Here is a 14835-nt window from a genome sequence, read left to right on the forward strand (position 1 = left end):
CAACAAACAGCCTGACCAAACCCACAGACCTTGACCGAACAGATAGAAGCACCCCCCTGGGAGCCGGTCGAACCGGTCCCTGGCCGGCTGGTGGACCGGCCACGCCCCGCCGTCATGTGATCGCGGTACTCAGCCCAGCGCGATCGCGGTCCACGACACCGGCGGCAGCTCGATGCTCAGCAGGCCGTCGGACAGGATCGCGCTCCGGTTCGCATGCGAGGTCACGCGGTTCTGCTCGGCAAGCGTGTTCTTCGCGTACGGGTCCGAGTCGGCGAGCGTGACCGCCTCCAGTATGCGCGAAGAGCCGAGGCCGCTCACATCGACCGTGACCTGAGTGGCCTGCGAAAGCCCGCGGTTGACGAGGAAGACGGCGGCCCGGTCCTCGTCGACGGTCGCGACGGCGTCGACGGGCGCCTCGCCATGGCTTGCGGTCGTGTACGTCAGCGTCTCGATCACGGACCGGATCACCTCACCGGCGGCAAGCCGGCTGGTGATCGAGAACGGGTAGAAGGTCGTCTGCCGCCAGGCGGGACCACCGGGCTCGGTCATGATCGGCGCGATCACGTTGACCAGTTGCGCGAGCGAGGCCGAGGTGACGCGGTCGCTGTGCTTGAGCAGCGTCATCAGCAGGTTGCCGATGACGACGGCGTCCGCCACGGAGTAGACGTCCTCCAGCTGCCGGGGGTCGCGACGACGGTGTCGATGAAGTAGTCCATGTCGGTCGCCGAGGCGAGGAAGGAGCCGAGGTCGCCGTCGCGCTCCTGGTAGGAGGCGTGGCAGGAAACGTAGTCGACGTAGTCGTAGGTGTGCTCCAGAACCGTGCGTTCCCAGTCGCCGAAGGTCGGCATGGCGGACCCGGAGGAGCCACAGACGACGAGTTCGAGGTCCTTGTCGGCCATCTTCATCGCGGCGGCGGTACGGGCGGCGAGCTTGCCGTAGTCGTCGGCCGTAAGGAAGCCGGTCTGCCAGGGGCCGTCCATCTCGTTCCCCACATCCGTACGTCGTGCGGGTCCGGCGTGCCGTTGGCGACACGCAGGTCCGACAGCGCCGTACCGGACGGGTGGTTGGCGTACTCGAGCAGGTCCAGGGCGGGCTGGATGCCCCGCGTACCGAGGTTCACCGCGAGCATCAGCTCGGAGTCGGTGAGCTTGAGCCAGCGGGCGAACTCGTCCAGGCCGACCTGGTTCGACTCCAGGGAGTGCCAGGCGAGGTCGCGGCGCACCGGGCGCTTGTCGCGGGGGCCTATCGAGTCCTCCCAGCGGAAGCCGGAGACGAAGTTGCCGCCCGGGTAACGGACGGTCCTGGTGCCGAGCTCCCTGACCAGTTCGACGACGTCCATACGGAACCCGTCGTCGTTCGCGCTCGGGTGTTCCGGCTCGTAGAGCCCGGTGTACACGCAGCGGCCGAGGTGTTCGACGAACGAGCCGAAGGTGCGGCGGCGGACCGGAGCGATGACGGCCTGCTTGTCGAGACTGATGTGGGCGCGGGGCAATTCAGTGGTCCTTTGCAGCTCAGGTGGGAATGGGGGTGGGGCAGCGAACGGGCTACTTGACGGCGCCTGCGGTCAGGCCCTTGCGCCAGAACCGCTGGAGGCTGACGAAGGCGACGAGCAGGGGGATCAGCGACAGGAAGGCACCGGTGATCGGCAGCAGTGGCGGCACTCCGTTGGCGAACTCCGAGCGCCACTGCACCAGGCCCACCGTGACGGGCTGCAGGGAGGGGGTGTTGAGCATGAGCGAGGGCAGCAGGTAGTTGTTCCAGATGCCGACGAACTGGAACAGGAAGACGGTCACCAGTGCCGGGGCCATCAGAGGCAGGGCGATCCGGAAGAAGGTGCGCTGCTCGCCCGCTCCGTCGAGCCGTGCGGCCTCAAGGAGTTCGTCCGGGACGGACGCCGTGGCGAAGATCCGGCACAGGTAGACGCCGAACGGGCTGACGCAGCTGGGCAGCAGCACCGACCAGTAGGAGTTGGTGATGTCGAGCTTGGCCATGAGGAGGAACAACGGCAGGGCGAACATCGGCATCGGGATGAGGACCGAGGCGAGGATGACGTTGAACACGCTTTCCCGGCCGCGGAAGCTGAACTTGGACAGCGCGTAGCCGGCCATCGCGGACAGCAGGGTGCTGACGGTGGCGCCGACGAGGCTGTACAGCGCGCTGTTGGCGAGCCAGGTGGAGAAGACACCGCCCTCGAAGCTGAACACGTTCCTGACGTTGGCGACCAGGTCGAAGTGGGAGAACCACAGCGGCGTACCGGTGTAGAAGTAGCCCGAGCCCTTGGTCGCGGAGACGAACAGCCACCACAGCGGGATCAGCGTGTACAGGGCCATCAGGCCCAGCACCCCGTTGACGGCGACCCTGCTCGCGATCTCTGTGCCGCGGCGGTCCGGTCGGGTCGGCCGGTCGGCCCGGATCACGCTCATGCCGTCGCTCCCTTGCGCTGGGTGTACTTGAGGAATCCGAACGAGAGCACGAGGGTGATCAGCGCGAGCACGACGGACTGGGCGGCGGCCAGGTTCTGGTCGCCCACGTCCATGGCCAGGGTCGTGTTCATGATCGGGGAGAACTTCGGGGAGACGCCCTGGATGCGCGCGCCGACCAGCACCGCCGGCTCGGTGTACAGCTGCGCCGTCCCGATGATGGAGAAGACCGTGGTCAGCACCAGCGCGGGACGCACCAGCGGGACCTTGACCGCCCACGCCAGACGCCATCCGGTGCAGCCGTCGAGCACGGCGGCCTCCATCACCTCGGCGGGGATCGTCTGCAGCGCGGAGTAGATGATCAGCATGTTGTAGCCGGTCCAGCCCCACGTGATCATGTTCCCGATCGAGAACGGAACCCACGACGGTGACAGGAAGTTCACGTCGATCCCGATCTGGGACAGCGGTCCGGTGAATGGCGAGAGGTCCTTCACCAGCAGGAAGGACCACATCACGGCGGCGATCGCACCGGGCAGCGCGTAGGGCAGGAAGAACGTGAGCCGGAAGGTCTTGCGCAGCCGGGCCGAGCGGGAGTCCAGCAGGAGCGCGAGCAGGAGGGCCAGGCCGAGCATGACCGGGACCTGGACGCAGCCCAGCAGCACGACCCGGATGATCGACGCGGTGAAGTCGTCGTCGCCGAAGGCGGCGGCGTAGTTGGACAGTCCCGCGAACTCCGTGGACCGCGCACCGCCGAACAGCCCGGCGCGCTGGACGGTGAAGAAGCTCTGGTAGATCGCGTAGCAGATCGGCGCGACCATCATGGTCAGGAAGAGCACCGCGAACGGCGCCAGGAAACCCGACGCGGTCAACGCGGCACGACGGCCGGTGCGCCGAGGCCGGCCGGCGGGTGGGACGCGGGGGGTGACCGCGGGCGCCGGGCGCGGCGGCGGCGCGGTCCGGGCGCTGCTGGGACTGCTCATGGAAACCTCGCTGGGCGGTTCGTCGTCGGGGAGCAGGTTCCCGGCGGCGCCCGGTACGGGCGGCCGCGGGGAACCCTTCGGGGCGGCTGGAGTCCCGCCACCTCAGCCGTCGGTCACCGACAGTCCGAGCTTCTTGATCGCGGCGACCGTCGAGGCCTGCACCTTGGTGACCGCGTCCGGCAGGGTGCCCTGGCCGATGGCCTCGGTGAAGTCCGTCTCGACCTGCTGATAGGTCGGGCCGTTGGTCCAGGTGGTGGGGACCTGCTCCGCGGAGGCCTTGTACAGGTCACCGACCTTCTGGCCGCCGAAGTACGGGTCACCCGCCGTGAGCGAGGAGTCGTCCTGTCCGGCCTTCGACGCGGGGTACAGCCCGCCGGCGATGCCCTCTTTCACCGCCTGCGGGTCGCTGGACAGGAACGTGGCGAACTGCGCGGCTTCGCGGGGCGTCTCGCACCCGGTCATCACCGAGGTGGCCGAGCCGCCGTTGCTGGAGCTCTTGCCGTCGCCGGCCTCCCAGGTCGGCATCGCGGCGACCGCCCACTTGCCGGACTGGTCCTTCAGGTCCGACTTCAGGCCGCCGGCGGCCCAGGACGCGTTGACGAACGACAGCACCTTGCCGGCCGTGGCGGCCTTGTTGAACTGCGGGTCCCAGGCGTTGCCGGTCGTCGCCACCAGACCCCTGTCCTTCAGGTCCTGCCAGAAGGAGGCGACCTTCCGGGTGCCGGCGTTGTCGATGCTGACGGTCCAGCTGTCTCCCTGGGTCGAGTACCAGGACTGGCCGGTCTGCAGGCTGAAGGCCGCCAGATCGTTGCCCTCGGCGGGCGCGGTGCCGAACTTCACGCTCGGATCGGCGGCGGCGACCTTCTCGGCGTCAGCCTTGTACTCGGCCCAGGTGGCCGGCGGCTCGGTGATGCCGTACTTGGCGAACAGATCCTTGCGGTAGAAGAGGACCATCGGGCCGACGTCCACCGGGACGCCGTAGATCTTGCCGTCGATGCTGGAGGCGGAGACGGCCGACGGGGCGTACTTGGCCATGTCGGCGCTCGCGTACTCCGTGATGTCCATGACCGTGTTCTTCACGAGCATCGACGGGATGGTCTGGTACTCGATCTGGGCCAGGCACGGGCCCTCGCCGGCGGTGATCGCGTTGGTGATCTGGGTGTAGCCGCCCTTGCCCCCCGACGGGATCTTCTTGAAGGTGACCTTGCTGTCCGGGTGGGCGGCGTTCCACTGGTCGACGATCTTCTCGTAGGAGGCCCACCCCCAGAACTCCATGTTCACCGGCCCGCTCTGGCCCGATTCCGCGGCGGAGGTGTTCTCGTCGCTGCTGCACGCGCCGCCGCCGAATGCGACGACCGCCGCGGTGGCGAGCGCCAGGAGTCTGCGGGTGCTTGGGGTGGTGCTGTCCATGAGAGCGAAACCCTTCGTGACGGGGGACTGACTTACCGGACTGTCGGTGAGCGGGCTGCCGATGCCCGCCTGCCGACCGGTGCTGAACCTCACGCCGAACACCGTCGGGACCGCGGCAAGGACGTCCGATGCCGAGGCCGTGGTGCGCTGGGGTGTGCCGTGGTGGGTCAAGCGGTGCCAGGCGCCAAGCGGTCGCCGCGGGCTGGGCCGCTGCTGTCCCTCACCGTCAGGGTCGGGCGCAGCAGCGTTACGACGTTGGTCGGCGGCCGGCCGGAGTCGACGGCTCGTAGCAGTAGTTCCACGGCCTGCTGGGCCATCTCGCGCTTGGGGAAGGTGACCGTGGTCAGCGCGGGTCGGATCCGCCCGACCTGGGCGATGTCGTCGAAGCCGACCACGCTGACGTCGTCGGGGACCCGCCGCCCGGTCCGGACCACCGCCTCGACGGCACCGACGGCCAAGATGTCGTGGGTGGCGAAGATCGCCGTCAGCTCCGGATCCGCGTCCAGCGCCGCACAGGCCGCGGCGAACCCGCCGGCGGCGTCGTCGCTGGTGCAGGCGAACACCTTGCGGTCGTCCAGCCCGTCGGCGGCGAACGCGCGGCGCAACCCCACGACGCGCGGCTCGTGCGCGGGGAGGTCGGCGACCACCGCGATGTTCCGGTGGCCGAGATCCCGCAGGTGACACCCGGCCAGGAACCCGGCGTGCTGGTAATCGATGGACACCACCGGGAGCGTGGTCGGCGGGTCCCCCTCCCAGGCGAACAGCGCGACCGGGAAGCCGGCGGCGGCGAGCATCGGCAGCTGCTGATCGACGCCCTTGTCCCCGGCGGCCAGCAGTGCGTCCACCGAGCGCGCGGCGAGGTTCTCCAGGTGGGCCCGGGTGTAGTCGGGATCGTCGCGCGTCGTGGCGAGCAGCAGGTTGTATCCGTGGCCGACCAGGAGATTCTCCACCTCCTCGACCATCTCCGAGTAGAACGGGTTGGCCACCGACGGCACGAACAGCCCCACCGTCGACGTGCTGCCGGTACGCAGCGAACGCGCCACCAGGTTCGGCTTGTAGCCGAGTTCGGCGATGGCCTTGTTCACCTTCGCCAGAGTCTCCGGCCGCACCTTCTTGCCGGACACCACGTTGGAGACGGTCTGCTTGGTGACCCCCGCCCGAGCCGCCACCTCCGCCATTGTCACCACGTGCGCCCCCTGAGACGTTTATCGATCCACGAAAGCGGCGCCAGCGTAGGGTGAGTGTCGCAGCAAGGCAAGGTTTCGCACGGCCGCCGTGATTCAGCCGTTACGGAGCACGATGAGGGCGTAGCGGGCAGGTCACGGCTCCTTCCGCGACTTGAGAGCGCGCGGAGCATTGACGGTTCCAGAAATACGGCAGTAACCTCCCCGCCACGTCTGATCCCGTGGATCGGTCAATGCAGTGGCGTCACCCTGGCGACCGCGACGGTCCCGACGGCCGTGTTCGGCCTCGGTCCGGCCGCGGCCCTCCCGAATGCTCCACGCCGTCTCCAGCAGACGGCGAGCGCCTGAACAGACCCGGAAGGGTCTCGTCCTGAGGAGAGACAGGCATGATCAGACCGCCCGGCGACGACGCTGACCCGAACCCCGCCCCGGCGCGACGCGGCTCGCGCGTGAAGCGCTTCGTCGCGGCCGTTGCCGGCGCCACCATCGCGGTGGCGGGCCTCATACTCACCGGCACCGTCCCCGCACACGCCGCCACCACCGTCCACACGTACGCGCCGACGGGAGTGGGAGGCGGTACGACGACGTCCCCGGACGTGGCGTCCACCAAGTACCAGGTGCAAGTCGCCGGCACGTCCGTCCAGGCCGTCCGATACACCCAGAACGGCCACAACTTCGACATCGCGCGCTTCGCGTCGGACTCCCGGACACCGACGATCACGGTCACGCTGCCCGGCACCACGATCGACAGGGTGAACATCTACCCGGCGCGCTACTACCCGGCCGGTAGCGTCTCGGTGAGCGCGGACAAGCACACCCTGACGTTCCAGATGTCAGCCGACGCCGGGTTGAACCAGGCGATCGTGATGGTCAACGGTGACTCCACCAACGCCACAGGACAGCCCTACCTGGCAGTCATCAACGACCCTCTGGAAGACCCGGCGCAGCGCCCGGACACCACGAGCGCACCGGACGGTTCCGGTGTCAACCTGCAGACCGGTGTCCTCAACTTCCAGCAGTTCGCCGCGAAGTACCTCGCGGCGCACCCGAACAGCGCCGCTCAGAAGGCTCCCGCCGCGACGACGAGCTCCATGGCCGGCAAGACGGTCAACGGCACCGCCGTCCCCGCCGGTCAGCAGACCTCGGCCGGGACGCTGGTGAGCGCGAGCAGCGTCAACGTGCGGTACCCGAACGTGCGGAAGATGGCCGCCGACGACGTCACGTACGCCCTGCGGGCCGCCATCGACACGATCAAGGCCAACCCCACGGCGCTCAACACGCTCTACTTCCCGAACGGCACGTACGTGTGGTCCGGTCTCCTGGTGAACGGTGTGGACGGCAGCAAGCTCAAGGGCGGCAAGCTGAAGATCTACACCGACGAAGGGGCCCTTCTGAAGAACCGCGTCCAGGCGTACATGGAGGCGTTCGAGCCGGCGGTCGGGATCATCAACTCGAGCGACATCGACATCGACGGCCGCGGCGTCTTCGACGGCAACGGCGTGGCGAACTACAACGCCCGCACCACCGGTGACCTGCACGACGCCTACCGCAGCCAGCACCAGGGCGGCGTCATGGTCATGCACTCGTCGGACATCACGTTCGACGACACCTACGTGCGCAACGCGAAGCAGTGGAACTACGAGACCCACACCGCGAAGAGGGTGACGTTCAACAACATCAAGGCCCTCACCCCGTACCGCCAGCCGTGGATCGACGGGACGAACTTCGCGAGCGGCCAGGACATCACCGCCAACGGCGTCTTCACCCTGGGCAACGACGACGCGTTCGCCTCCGGCCACTACAACCCCAGCGACGGGTTCACCCCGCTGGCCCCCGGCGTGTGGAGCAACTTCCAGCTCGGCACCTCCACCCCCGACGTCCAGGGCTACGTCAACGCGGTGGGCGCCCACGACAGCGTCGCCGACGAGCTCGGGTTCGACTCCTATCACTGGGACACCCAGGACTCGAAGAACATCTCGGTCAGCGACACGCTGAACTGGTCCGTCGGTGCCGGCAACGCGATCCGGATCGGATGGGCCCCGTACGGATACCGGCTCCACAACTACATGTTCGACAACTTCAACTCCGTGTCGCCGTGGGCCGGTGGCATCGCCATTGGCGGCGGCGGCCCCAACCCGTACCCGGACATGAGCGTCGTGGTGAAGAACAGCTCGATCGACAACTCCCGGTTCACCAAGGGACCGGTCGGGGTCTCCAACGGCAGCGCCACCAAGACCATCACCGCCGAGCAGCAGGCGATCTACGGATACGCCCCCAACCCCGACGGGTCGGGCACCACATACACGTACACCAGGGCCCCGATCGGCACCTTCAAGCTCGACAACGTGTGGTTCTCGCAGCAGAGGACGAACAGCAGCCCGTTGAGCGGCGTCACGAACGCGACACTGAACGACCTCCACGTCGCAGGCCGGCTCGTCAGATGCACCGGCCAGTTCCCGCTGACGACGAGCGGGATCGGCACGCTGACCACCACCTACACGGACGCGAACGGCCAGACCCGGAACGTCCAGGCCGGCGCCCCCGCCGACGGCGACACCTGGGTGGGGGCGTGGTCGGGCGACCAGACCAGGAACAGCTCCTCGGACCTGACCCTCATCACCCGCAACACCGGGGTCGGCCTGATGGGCGAGCAGTACACCACGGGATCCGGCGACGGAAAGCTCTCCTACCTCCAGATCCCCCTCAGCAGCCTCACCAGGGCACCGAGCCGGGCCACACTCCATCTCACCTACGTCGGACACCGCTATGCCTCGGTGCCGTCGACTGACACCGACCAGCTCCTCGTGCAACCCGTCAGCGACACCACGTGCACCGGCGGCGGCACGTCCTGCCCGATCAACACGATGACTTGGCAGAACCGGCCGAGCTTCACCGCCACGACCTCCTCCGTCGCGAAGTCGGCCACCTTCGCCCTCGGTTCGACCATCGTCCCCGAGGGCGGCGGGACCCACCAGGGCAACGCCATCGACGGCCGCGACATCACCGTCGACATCACCTCCTTCGTCCAGAACGCCTACGCGGCAAATCAGTCCACGCTCCTGCTCGCCGTCGGCAACGCGGGGGGCACCAACCACGAGCTGCGCTTCGTCAGCTCCGAAGGCGCCACCGGCTCCGGGAAGCTCACCAGGGCGACCGCCGAAATGGCGCCCGCGCTGACCGTGACCCCGTAGCACCGGGTGGGAGGGCCGGGTCGCCCGGCCCTCCCACCCCACCACCGGACACGCGGGTCTCGCATCCGGCGGTTCACCCAGCCGATCTCAACCGTTGCCAGGCCGGCTTGAGCATGTGCGGGCCGTGCTCACCGCCCGTACACCCCAGGGAATGCCCCCGACCTCGCTGCTGGCACACTGTTGCCTCTTGATCCATGGACGCGTCGACAGGGCAGGTGGGGTGAGTGCGCTCGCAGGACGTGCAGGAACAACTGGACGTCGCGGTCGTCGACGCGGCGCGGGCCGGGGACCCGAAGGCGTCGGAACAGCTGGTACGGGACTGGCTGCCGCTGGTCTAACAACATCGTCGGGTGCGCGCTGGACGGGCACAGCGACGTCGACGACGTGGTCCAGGAGACGATGCTGCGCGTCCTGGACGGCTTGCCCGGCCTTGAGCGGCCGGACCGGTTCCGCCCCTGGCTGGTCGCCATCGCCGTGCGGCAGGTCCGCGACCGGTGGCGCAGCGGGCGGACCCGGCCCATCGCGGCGCCGCTGGAGGAGACCGGACAGGACCCGGATCCGCAGGCCGACTTCGCCGATCTGACGATTCTGCGACTCGCGCTGTCGGGCCAGCGTCGCGAAGCGGTGGAGGCGACGCGCTGGCTGGAGGACGAGGAACGCGAGGTGCTCGCGCTGTGGTGGATGGAGGCCGCCGGTGAACTGACCCGCAGCGAGCTGGCGGCGGCCTGCGGCTCACGTCCCAGCATGCCGCGGTCCGCGTCCAGCGGGTCAAGGAACGGCTGGAGGCCGCCCGCACCGTGATACGGGCCGTGGCCGCCTCGCCACGCTGCCCGGAGCTCACCGCCACGCTCACCTCGTGGGACGGACGGCCGTCCGCACTGTGGCGCACACGGCTGGCCCGCCACGTCCGCGACTGCCCCCGGTGCCTGCTCAGCGGCTCCGACCTGATACCGGCGGAGGGGCTGCTGGGCGGCCTCGCGCTGGTGCCCGTGCCGATCGGCCTGGCCGGGCTGGTGCCGCACACGGCCCTGGAGCACGGCTCGACCGGGACGGCGGCCGGCGCGGGCGCACACGCGGCCGGCGGTACGGGGCGGGTGACACGCGTCGTCGGCAGGCTGGCTGCCAAGCCGGTGGCGGCGGTGACCACGGGTGCGGTGGCGCTCACGACCGCGGGGGTGGCCTGGTACGCCGTCACGCCCTCGCCCACGCCCGAAGCGGCTCCTCGGCCCTCCGCCTCGGTGCCGCTGTCCTCTGCCGCCCCGTCGGCATCGCCGACCCCGAGCGAGTCGGTGGCGGCGTCACAGCCGGCGTCACCGACGGCGTCCGCCTCGCCGACCCCGAAGACCGCCGCGCGGCTCTCCGGACCCCACGCCCTGCGATCCTTCGACGCCCCCAGCCACTATGTGCGCCAGTCCGACGATTTCGGCGTCCTGGCGCCGGTCGGCGCCTCCGGCTCCGCGGCCACCCGGCAGACCACCACCTTCACCTTCGTCCCCGGTCTCGCCGACTCCGACTGCTACTCGCTCAAGGACGCCGCCGGCCGGTACCTGCGGCACTACGCCTTCCGCGTCCGGCTGGACACCGACGACGGATCCGCCCTCTTCCAGAAGGACGCCACCTTCTGCCCCCGTCCCGGCGCCGGCTCCGGATCGCTCTCGCTGGAGTCGTACAACTATCCCGGCCGCTACCTCCGCCACCGGGACGACCTCCAGCTCTGGCTGGACACGTCCGAGAACACCGCCGCGTACCGAGCCAGCCGTTCGTTCCTCGTGGTCGCTCCCCAGGTCTGACACGAACCGCCGTCACCGGCCGCGCTCGCATCGGCCCCACCATGTGGCAGGAGGGGCCGATGGCCGACCGGGGACAGGCCGAACGCGCTCAGCGTCGTCAGGGGACCTCCGGGCCGTGGTACTCGCTCATCGCGTCGATGAGCCAGCGGGCCAGGTAGTCGGCGAACGAGGAACGCGGGAACAGCCGGTACGTCGGTGTGTCGTCGACCTGCCAGAGCAGTACGGCAACGGGGCCGACCGTGGTGGACACCGCCCGGCCGGGGGCGAAGGCCCGGGGATGGAGATCCATCGGGCAGCCCTTCTCCAGTACCTGCCGGGCGGCCGGGCCGCTCAGCTCCAGTGTGGTGCGGTTCGCCGAGACGTCCACGACCGAGCCGGGAGCAGCACCGAGCGCCTCGCTCAACTCGGCCGTCACCGCGGACGGTTCGGCCCGCGACAGCACCAGCCACTCGTCCGGGCCGAGCCAGAAGACCGTGTGCGGGCCGGAACCTGTGGTTTCGCCGCACCGGTTCGGGAGCGGTGCTCCCAGGGTCTTCCCGATCCGGTCGGCCGCTTCGGACGCGGAGTCGACCCGCAGGTTCACCATCGTCAGGAACGGCCGCTCGGTGAGCGCGGCACCCCGGTCACCGGTGACCGCGGCCGCCCGCATCCGCTCCTCCAGGTGTGCCAGCGGGCTCACTCGTACGTCGGTCGTCGGCTCAGCCATCGCGCTTGGTCCCTTCCGGGTCGTACAGGACGAAGTCGGTCACCTCGACGGGCACCAGCTCCTCGCCCACGGGGGCAAGGAGGGTGTCGCCGATCCGAGCCCGCCCGTTCGCGACGAGGGCGAGGGCGAAGGGGCGGCCGAGGGCCGGACTGTGGTAGCTGGAGGTGACATGGCCGAGCATCGGGACGGGTACCGTCTCCGACGCCAAGTCGGCCTCGGGTGCGAGGAGTTGGGTACCCTCGGGCAGCCGGGTCGTGCGGTCGGCCGGCAGCAGGCCGACGAGTTGCTTGCGGTCGGTGCGGGAGGTGTCGGGACGGGAGTAGGAGCGCTTCCCGATGAAGTCCTTCTGCTTGGAGACCACCCATTCCATGCCCGCGTCCTGCGGGGTGACGGTGCCGTCGGTGTCCTGCCCGACGATGATGTATCCCTTCTCGGCCCGCAGGACGTGCATGGTCTCGGTGCCGTACGGGGTGATGTCGTACGGCCGACCGATCGCGTCCACCTCCTCCCAGACCTCCAGGCCGTACCAGGAGGAGACGTTGATCTCGTAGGCGAGTTCGCCGGAGAAGGAGATCCGGCAGATGCGGGCAGGGATGCCCGAGGCCAGGGTCGTCTCGCGGAAGGCCATGAACGGGAAGGACTCGGCCGACAGGTCGACATCGGGTGCCAGATGGGCGACGACCTCGCGCGACTTGGGGCCGACGACGGCGATCGTCGCCCACTGCTCGGTCACCGAGGTGCAGTGAACGTCGAGTTCGGGCCATTCGGTCTGGAGCCACTCCTCCAGCCAGTCCAGGACACCCGCGGCGCCGCCGGTCGTGGTGGTCATGAAGTAGCGGTTCTCGTCCAGGCGCAGGGTCACGCCGTCGTCGAAGATCATGCCGTCGGGCTTGCACATCACGCCGTAGCGGGCCATGCCGGGCTTCAGCTTCTTGAAGGCGTTGGTGTAGACGCGATTGAGGAACTCGCCCGCGTCCGCGCCCCGGATCTCGATCTTGCCGAGGGTGGAGGCGTCCATGAACGCCACACTCTCGCGGGCCGCGCGGCACTCACGGGCCACGGCGGCGTCCATGTCCTCGCCGGGCCGGGGGTAGTACCGGGGGCGCTTCCACTGCCCGACGTCCTCGAACGCCGCGCCCTGGGCCACATGCCAGCTGTGGATGGACGTGGTGCGCTCGGGGTCGAACAGCTCGCCGCGCTCACGTCCGGCCAGGGCGGCGAAGGCGACGGGCGTGTACGGCGCCCGGTAGGCCGTGGTGCCGATCTCTCCCAGGGAACCGCCGAGCATCTCGGCGATCACACCGATCGAGGTGACGCCGGACGTCCTGCCCTGGTCGTTCGCCGTGCCGAGAGAGGTGTAGCGCTTGACGTGTTCGACGCCCCGCATGCCGGCGCCCGTGGAGCGCCGCACGTCGGCGACGGTGACATCGCGCTGGAGGTCGACGAAGTGGGTGTCCTCACCGCCGTCACGGCTCGGCACCGACCACAGGGCACGCGTCGGGCCGACTGCGGTCCGTACGGCATCAGGAGGTACGGCGACAGGGTGTCCGGTCTTCGTCGCGGCCAGCGCACCGGCCCGCGCCCCCTCGGACAGGCAGCCGTCGAGGTCGTACGTCCCCTGCGCCGCGCCCACGACCTGCTGGTCCCGGACCGTTCCGTCGGGGACGAAGGCGACCAGGTCCGCGTCCCAGCGCAGTCTGCCCTGACGCTGGCTGTGCAGGTGCACCACCGGGCTCCAACCGCCCGAGACGGCGAGCAGGTCGCAGTCGAACGACTCGGGTGGGCCGGTGAGTCGTCCCTCCTCGTCGAGCGCCTGCACGGTGACGCCGGTGAGCCGGCCGTCGCCCGCCGTGTCGACCACCGCGCTACCCGTCAGCAGCCGCACCCCGGTCGCCGCGGTGACCTCTGCGGCGCGGTGGGACGGCTCGGGGCGTGCGTCCACGACGGCGGCGATGTCGATGCCGGCGGCATGGAGGTCGGCGACGGTGTCGTAGGCGCTGTCGTTGGTCGTGCCGACCACGGCCCGCGAACCCGGCGCCACGGCGTACCGGTTGAGGTAGGTGCGCACGGCCCCGGCGAGCATCACTCCGGGCCGGTCGTTCCCGGCGAAGACCAGCGGACGCTCGTGCGCCCCGGTCGCCAGGACCACCTGACGTGCCCGGATGTGCCACAGCCGCTGACGCGAGACGCCCTTGGGGGCGGCGGCTCCGAGATGGTCGGTGCGCCGCTGGAGGGCCAGCACGTAGTTGTCGTCGTACGACCCGAAGGCCGTCGTACGCTGCAGGACGACCACCTCGGGGGCGGCGTCGAGCGCCGCGCGGACCTCCGCGGTCCACTCCAGGACGCTCCGGTCGCCGGCCCGCTCGCTGTGCCCGGACAGCAGCGAACCGCCGGGCTCGGGCTGGTCGTCGACGAGGAGCACCCGGGCGCCGGAGCCGGCGGCAGCGGCGGCTGCCGCGAGCCCGGCCGGTCCGGCACCGACGACCAGGACGTCGGTGTGCACGTACTTCTTGTCGTAGACGGCGGGGTCGGGGGTCGGGTCCAGCCGGCCCATCCCGGACAGCGTGGTCGCGGACAGGCCGTCGTACAGCTCCACGGTCGTGGCCGGGAGCATGCCCTCCGAGTGCGGACCATCGATCTGCACCAGGGCGTTGGGCTCCTCCACACCCGCGGCGACGATGCCGCGCGGGCGGCCGCGGTAGAGCGACGGGGCGACTTCGACGAGGCCGCCCGCCAGCATCGCCGAGGCGACCGTGTCTCCGGGGTGCCCGGTCAGCTCCCGCCCGTCGACGGTGAATCGCAGCACGGTGCCGCGGTCGACGCGGCCCCCTCGCGGCAGCCGGAAGTGCTGGTCGGTCATCGGTTCCCTCCGGCCTGGGGCAGTGCGGGGCGGGGCTCGTCGAGCCGGTACACGGCGAGCACCTCGTAGTTCACGGTGTCGCGCAGGACGTTGAACCAGCGGCGGCAGCCGACGCTGTGCATCCACCGCTCGGCGAAGGGGCCCTTGGGGTTGTCGCGGTAGAAGACGTACTCGGCCCACTGTTCGTCGGTGAGCTCGGCGGGCGTCTCTGGGTAGGGGACATGGGCCTGTCCCCCGTAGTGGTACTCGGTCTCGTCCCTCGGGCCGCACCACGGGCAGTCGATCAGCAGCATG

At 69.8% G+C, this 14835-nt stretch carries 10 protein-coding genes and 1 pseudogene; 3 read left to right on the plus strand and 8 right to left on the minus strand.

Going from position 1 to position 14835, the window contains the following annotated elements; all coding sequences use genetic code 11:
* Positions 1-129: 129 nt before the first annotated feature.
* From ICC28_RS38930 to ICC28_RS38950, 5 genes and pseudogenes are all read right to left on the minus strand, one after another.
* A pseudogene (locus ICC28_RS38930) lies at positions 130-1492 on the minus strand (alpha-N-arabinofuranosidase).
* A 52-nt stretch (positions 1493-1544) separates the two neighbouring features.
* Entirely contained in the window at positions 1545-2423 is an 879-nt protein-coding gene (locus ICC28_RS38935; RefSeq protein WP_188293600.1) for a carbohydrate ABC transporter permease, read from the minus strand.
* Positions 2420-3400, minus strand: coding sequence for a carbohydrate ABC transporter permease (locus ICC28_RS38940; RefSeq protein WP_188293601.1), 981 nt, complete (start codon positions 3398-3400; stop codon positions 2420-2422). Before ICC28_RS38940 ends, ICC28_RS38935 begins: the two co-directional genes overlap by 4 nt.
* A gap of 102 nt (positions 3401-3502) precedes the next feature.
* A complete protein-coding gene (locus tag ICC28_RS38945) occupies positions 3503-4810 on the minus strand; it encodes an ABC transporter substrate-binding protein (RefSeq protein WP_188293602.1) in 1308 nt (435 codons plus the stop codon).
* Between the two features lie 167 nt (positions 4811-4977).
* Positions 4978-5988, minus strand: a complete 1011-nt coding sequence (locus ICC28_RS38950; RefSeq protein ID WP_223190719.1) for a LacI family DNA-binding transcriptional regulator — start codon at positions 5986-5988, stop codon at positions 4978-4980.
* 392 nt (positions 5989-6380) lie between these two features.
* On the opposite strand from ICC28_RS38950, the gene ICC28_RS38955 reads away from it, so the two are divergent.
* The 3 genes from ICC28_RS38955 (at position 6381) to ICC28_RS41415 (ending at position 10975) form a co-directional block, all read left to right on the plus strand.
* A complete protein-coding gene (locus tag ICC28_RS38955; RefSeq protein WP_188293604.1) occupies positions 6381-9185 on the plus strand; it encodes a DNRLRE domain-containing protein in 2805 nt (934 codons plus the stop codon).
* A 384-nt stretch (positions 9186-9569) separates the two neighbouring features.
* Complete coding sequence (locus tag ICC28_RS41200; RefSeq protein ID WP_317454176.1) at positions 9570-9986, plus strand: sigma-70 family RNA polymerase sigma factor; 417 nt, start codon at positions 9570-9572, stop codon at positions 9984-9986.
* An 8-nt stretch (positions 9987-9994) separates the two neighbouring features.
* On the plus strand, positions 9995-10975 hold the full coding sequence (locus ICC28_RS41415; protein WP_317454177.1) for an AbfB domain-containing protein: 981 nt from the start codon (positions 9995-9997) through the stop codon (positions 10973-10975).
* A 97-nt stretch (positions 10976-11072) separates the two neighbouring features.
* Here ICC28_RS41415 and ICC28_RS38965 read toward each other — a convergent pair whose 3' ends face one another.
* The 3 genes from ICC28_RS38965 to ICC28_RS38975 are packed head-to-tail and all read right to left on the minus strand — an operon-like array spanning position 11073 to position 14834.
* Entirely contained in the window at positions 11073-11681 is a 609-nt protein-coding gene (locus ICC28_RS38965) for a sarcosine oxidase subunit gamma (protein WP_188293605.1), read from the minus strand.
* A complete protein-coding gene (locus ICC28_RS38970; protein WP_188293606.1) occupies positions 11674-14541 on the minus strand; it encodes a sarcosine oxidase subunit alpha family protein in 2868 nt (955 codons plus the stop codon). Before ICC28_RS38970 ends, ICC28_RS38965 begins: the two co-directional genes overlap by 8 nt.
* Entirely contained in the window at positions 14538-14834 is a 297-nt protein-coding gene (locus tag ICC28_RS38975) for a sarcosine oxidase subunit delta (protein ID WP_188293607.1), read from the minus strand. The genes ICC28_RS38970 and ICC28_RS38975 overlap by 4 nt, the downstream gene beginning before the upstream one ends.
* Position 14835: the final 1 nt, after the last annotated feature.

Source organism: Streptomyces sp. TRM68416, assembly GCF_014596915.1.
GTDB lineage: Bacteria > Actinomycetota > Actinomycetes > Streptomycetales > Streptomycetaceae > Streptomyces.

Bases quoted from the DNA above. Each gene is read 5' to 3' on its own strand.
- ICC28_RS38970 (WP_188293606.1), bottom strand. From the start codon at position 14,541: ATGACCGACCAGCACTTCCGGCTGCCGCGAGGGGGCCGCGTCGACCGC.
- ICC28_RS38935 (WP_188293600.1), bottom strand. From the start codon at position 2,423: ATGAGCGTGATCCGGGCCGACCGGCCGACCCGACCGGACCGCCGCGGC.
- ICC28_RS38945 (WP_188293602.1), bottom strand. From the start codon at position 4,810: ATGGACAGCACCACCCCAAGCACCCGCAGACTCCTGGCGCTCGCCACC.
- ICC28_RS38975 (WP_188293607.1), bottom strand. From the start codon at position 14,834: ATGCTGCTGATCGACTGCCCGTGGTGCGGCCCGAGGGACGAGACCGAG.
- ICC28_RS38955 (WP_188293604.1), top strand. From the start codon at position 6,381: ATGATCAGACCGCCCGGCGACGACGCTGACCCGAACCCCGCCCCGGCG.
- ICC28_RS38950 (WP_223190719.1), bottom strand. From the start codon at position 5,988: ATGGCGGAGGTGGCGGCTCGGGCGGGGGTCACCAAGCAGACCGTCTCC.
- ICC28_RS38940 (WP_188293601.1), bottom strand. From the start codon at position 3,400: ATGAGCAGTCCCAGCAGCGCCCGGACCGCGCCGCCGCCGCGCCCGGCG.
- ICC28_RS38965 (WP_188293605.1), bottom strand. From the start codon at position 11,681: ATGGCTGAGCCGACGACCGACGTACGAGTGAGCCCGCTGGCACACCTG.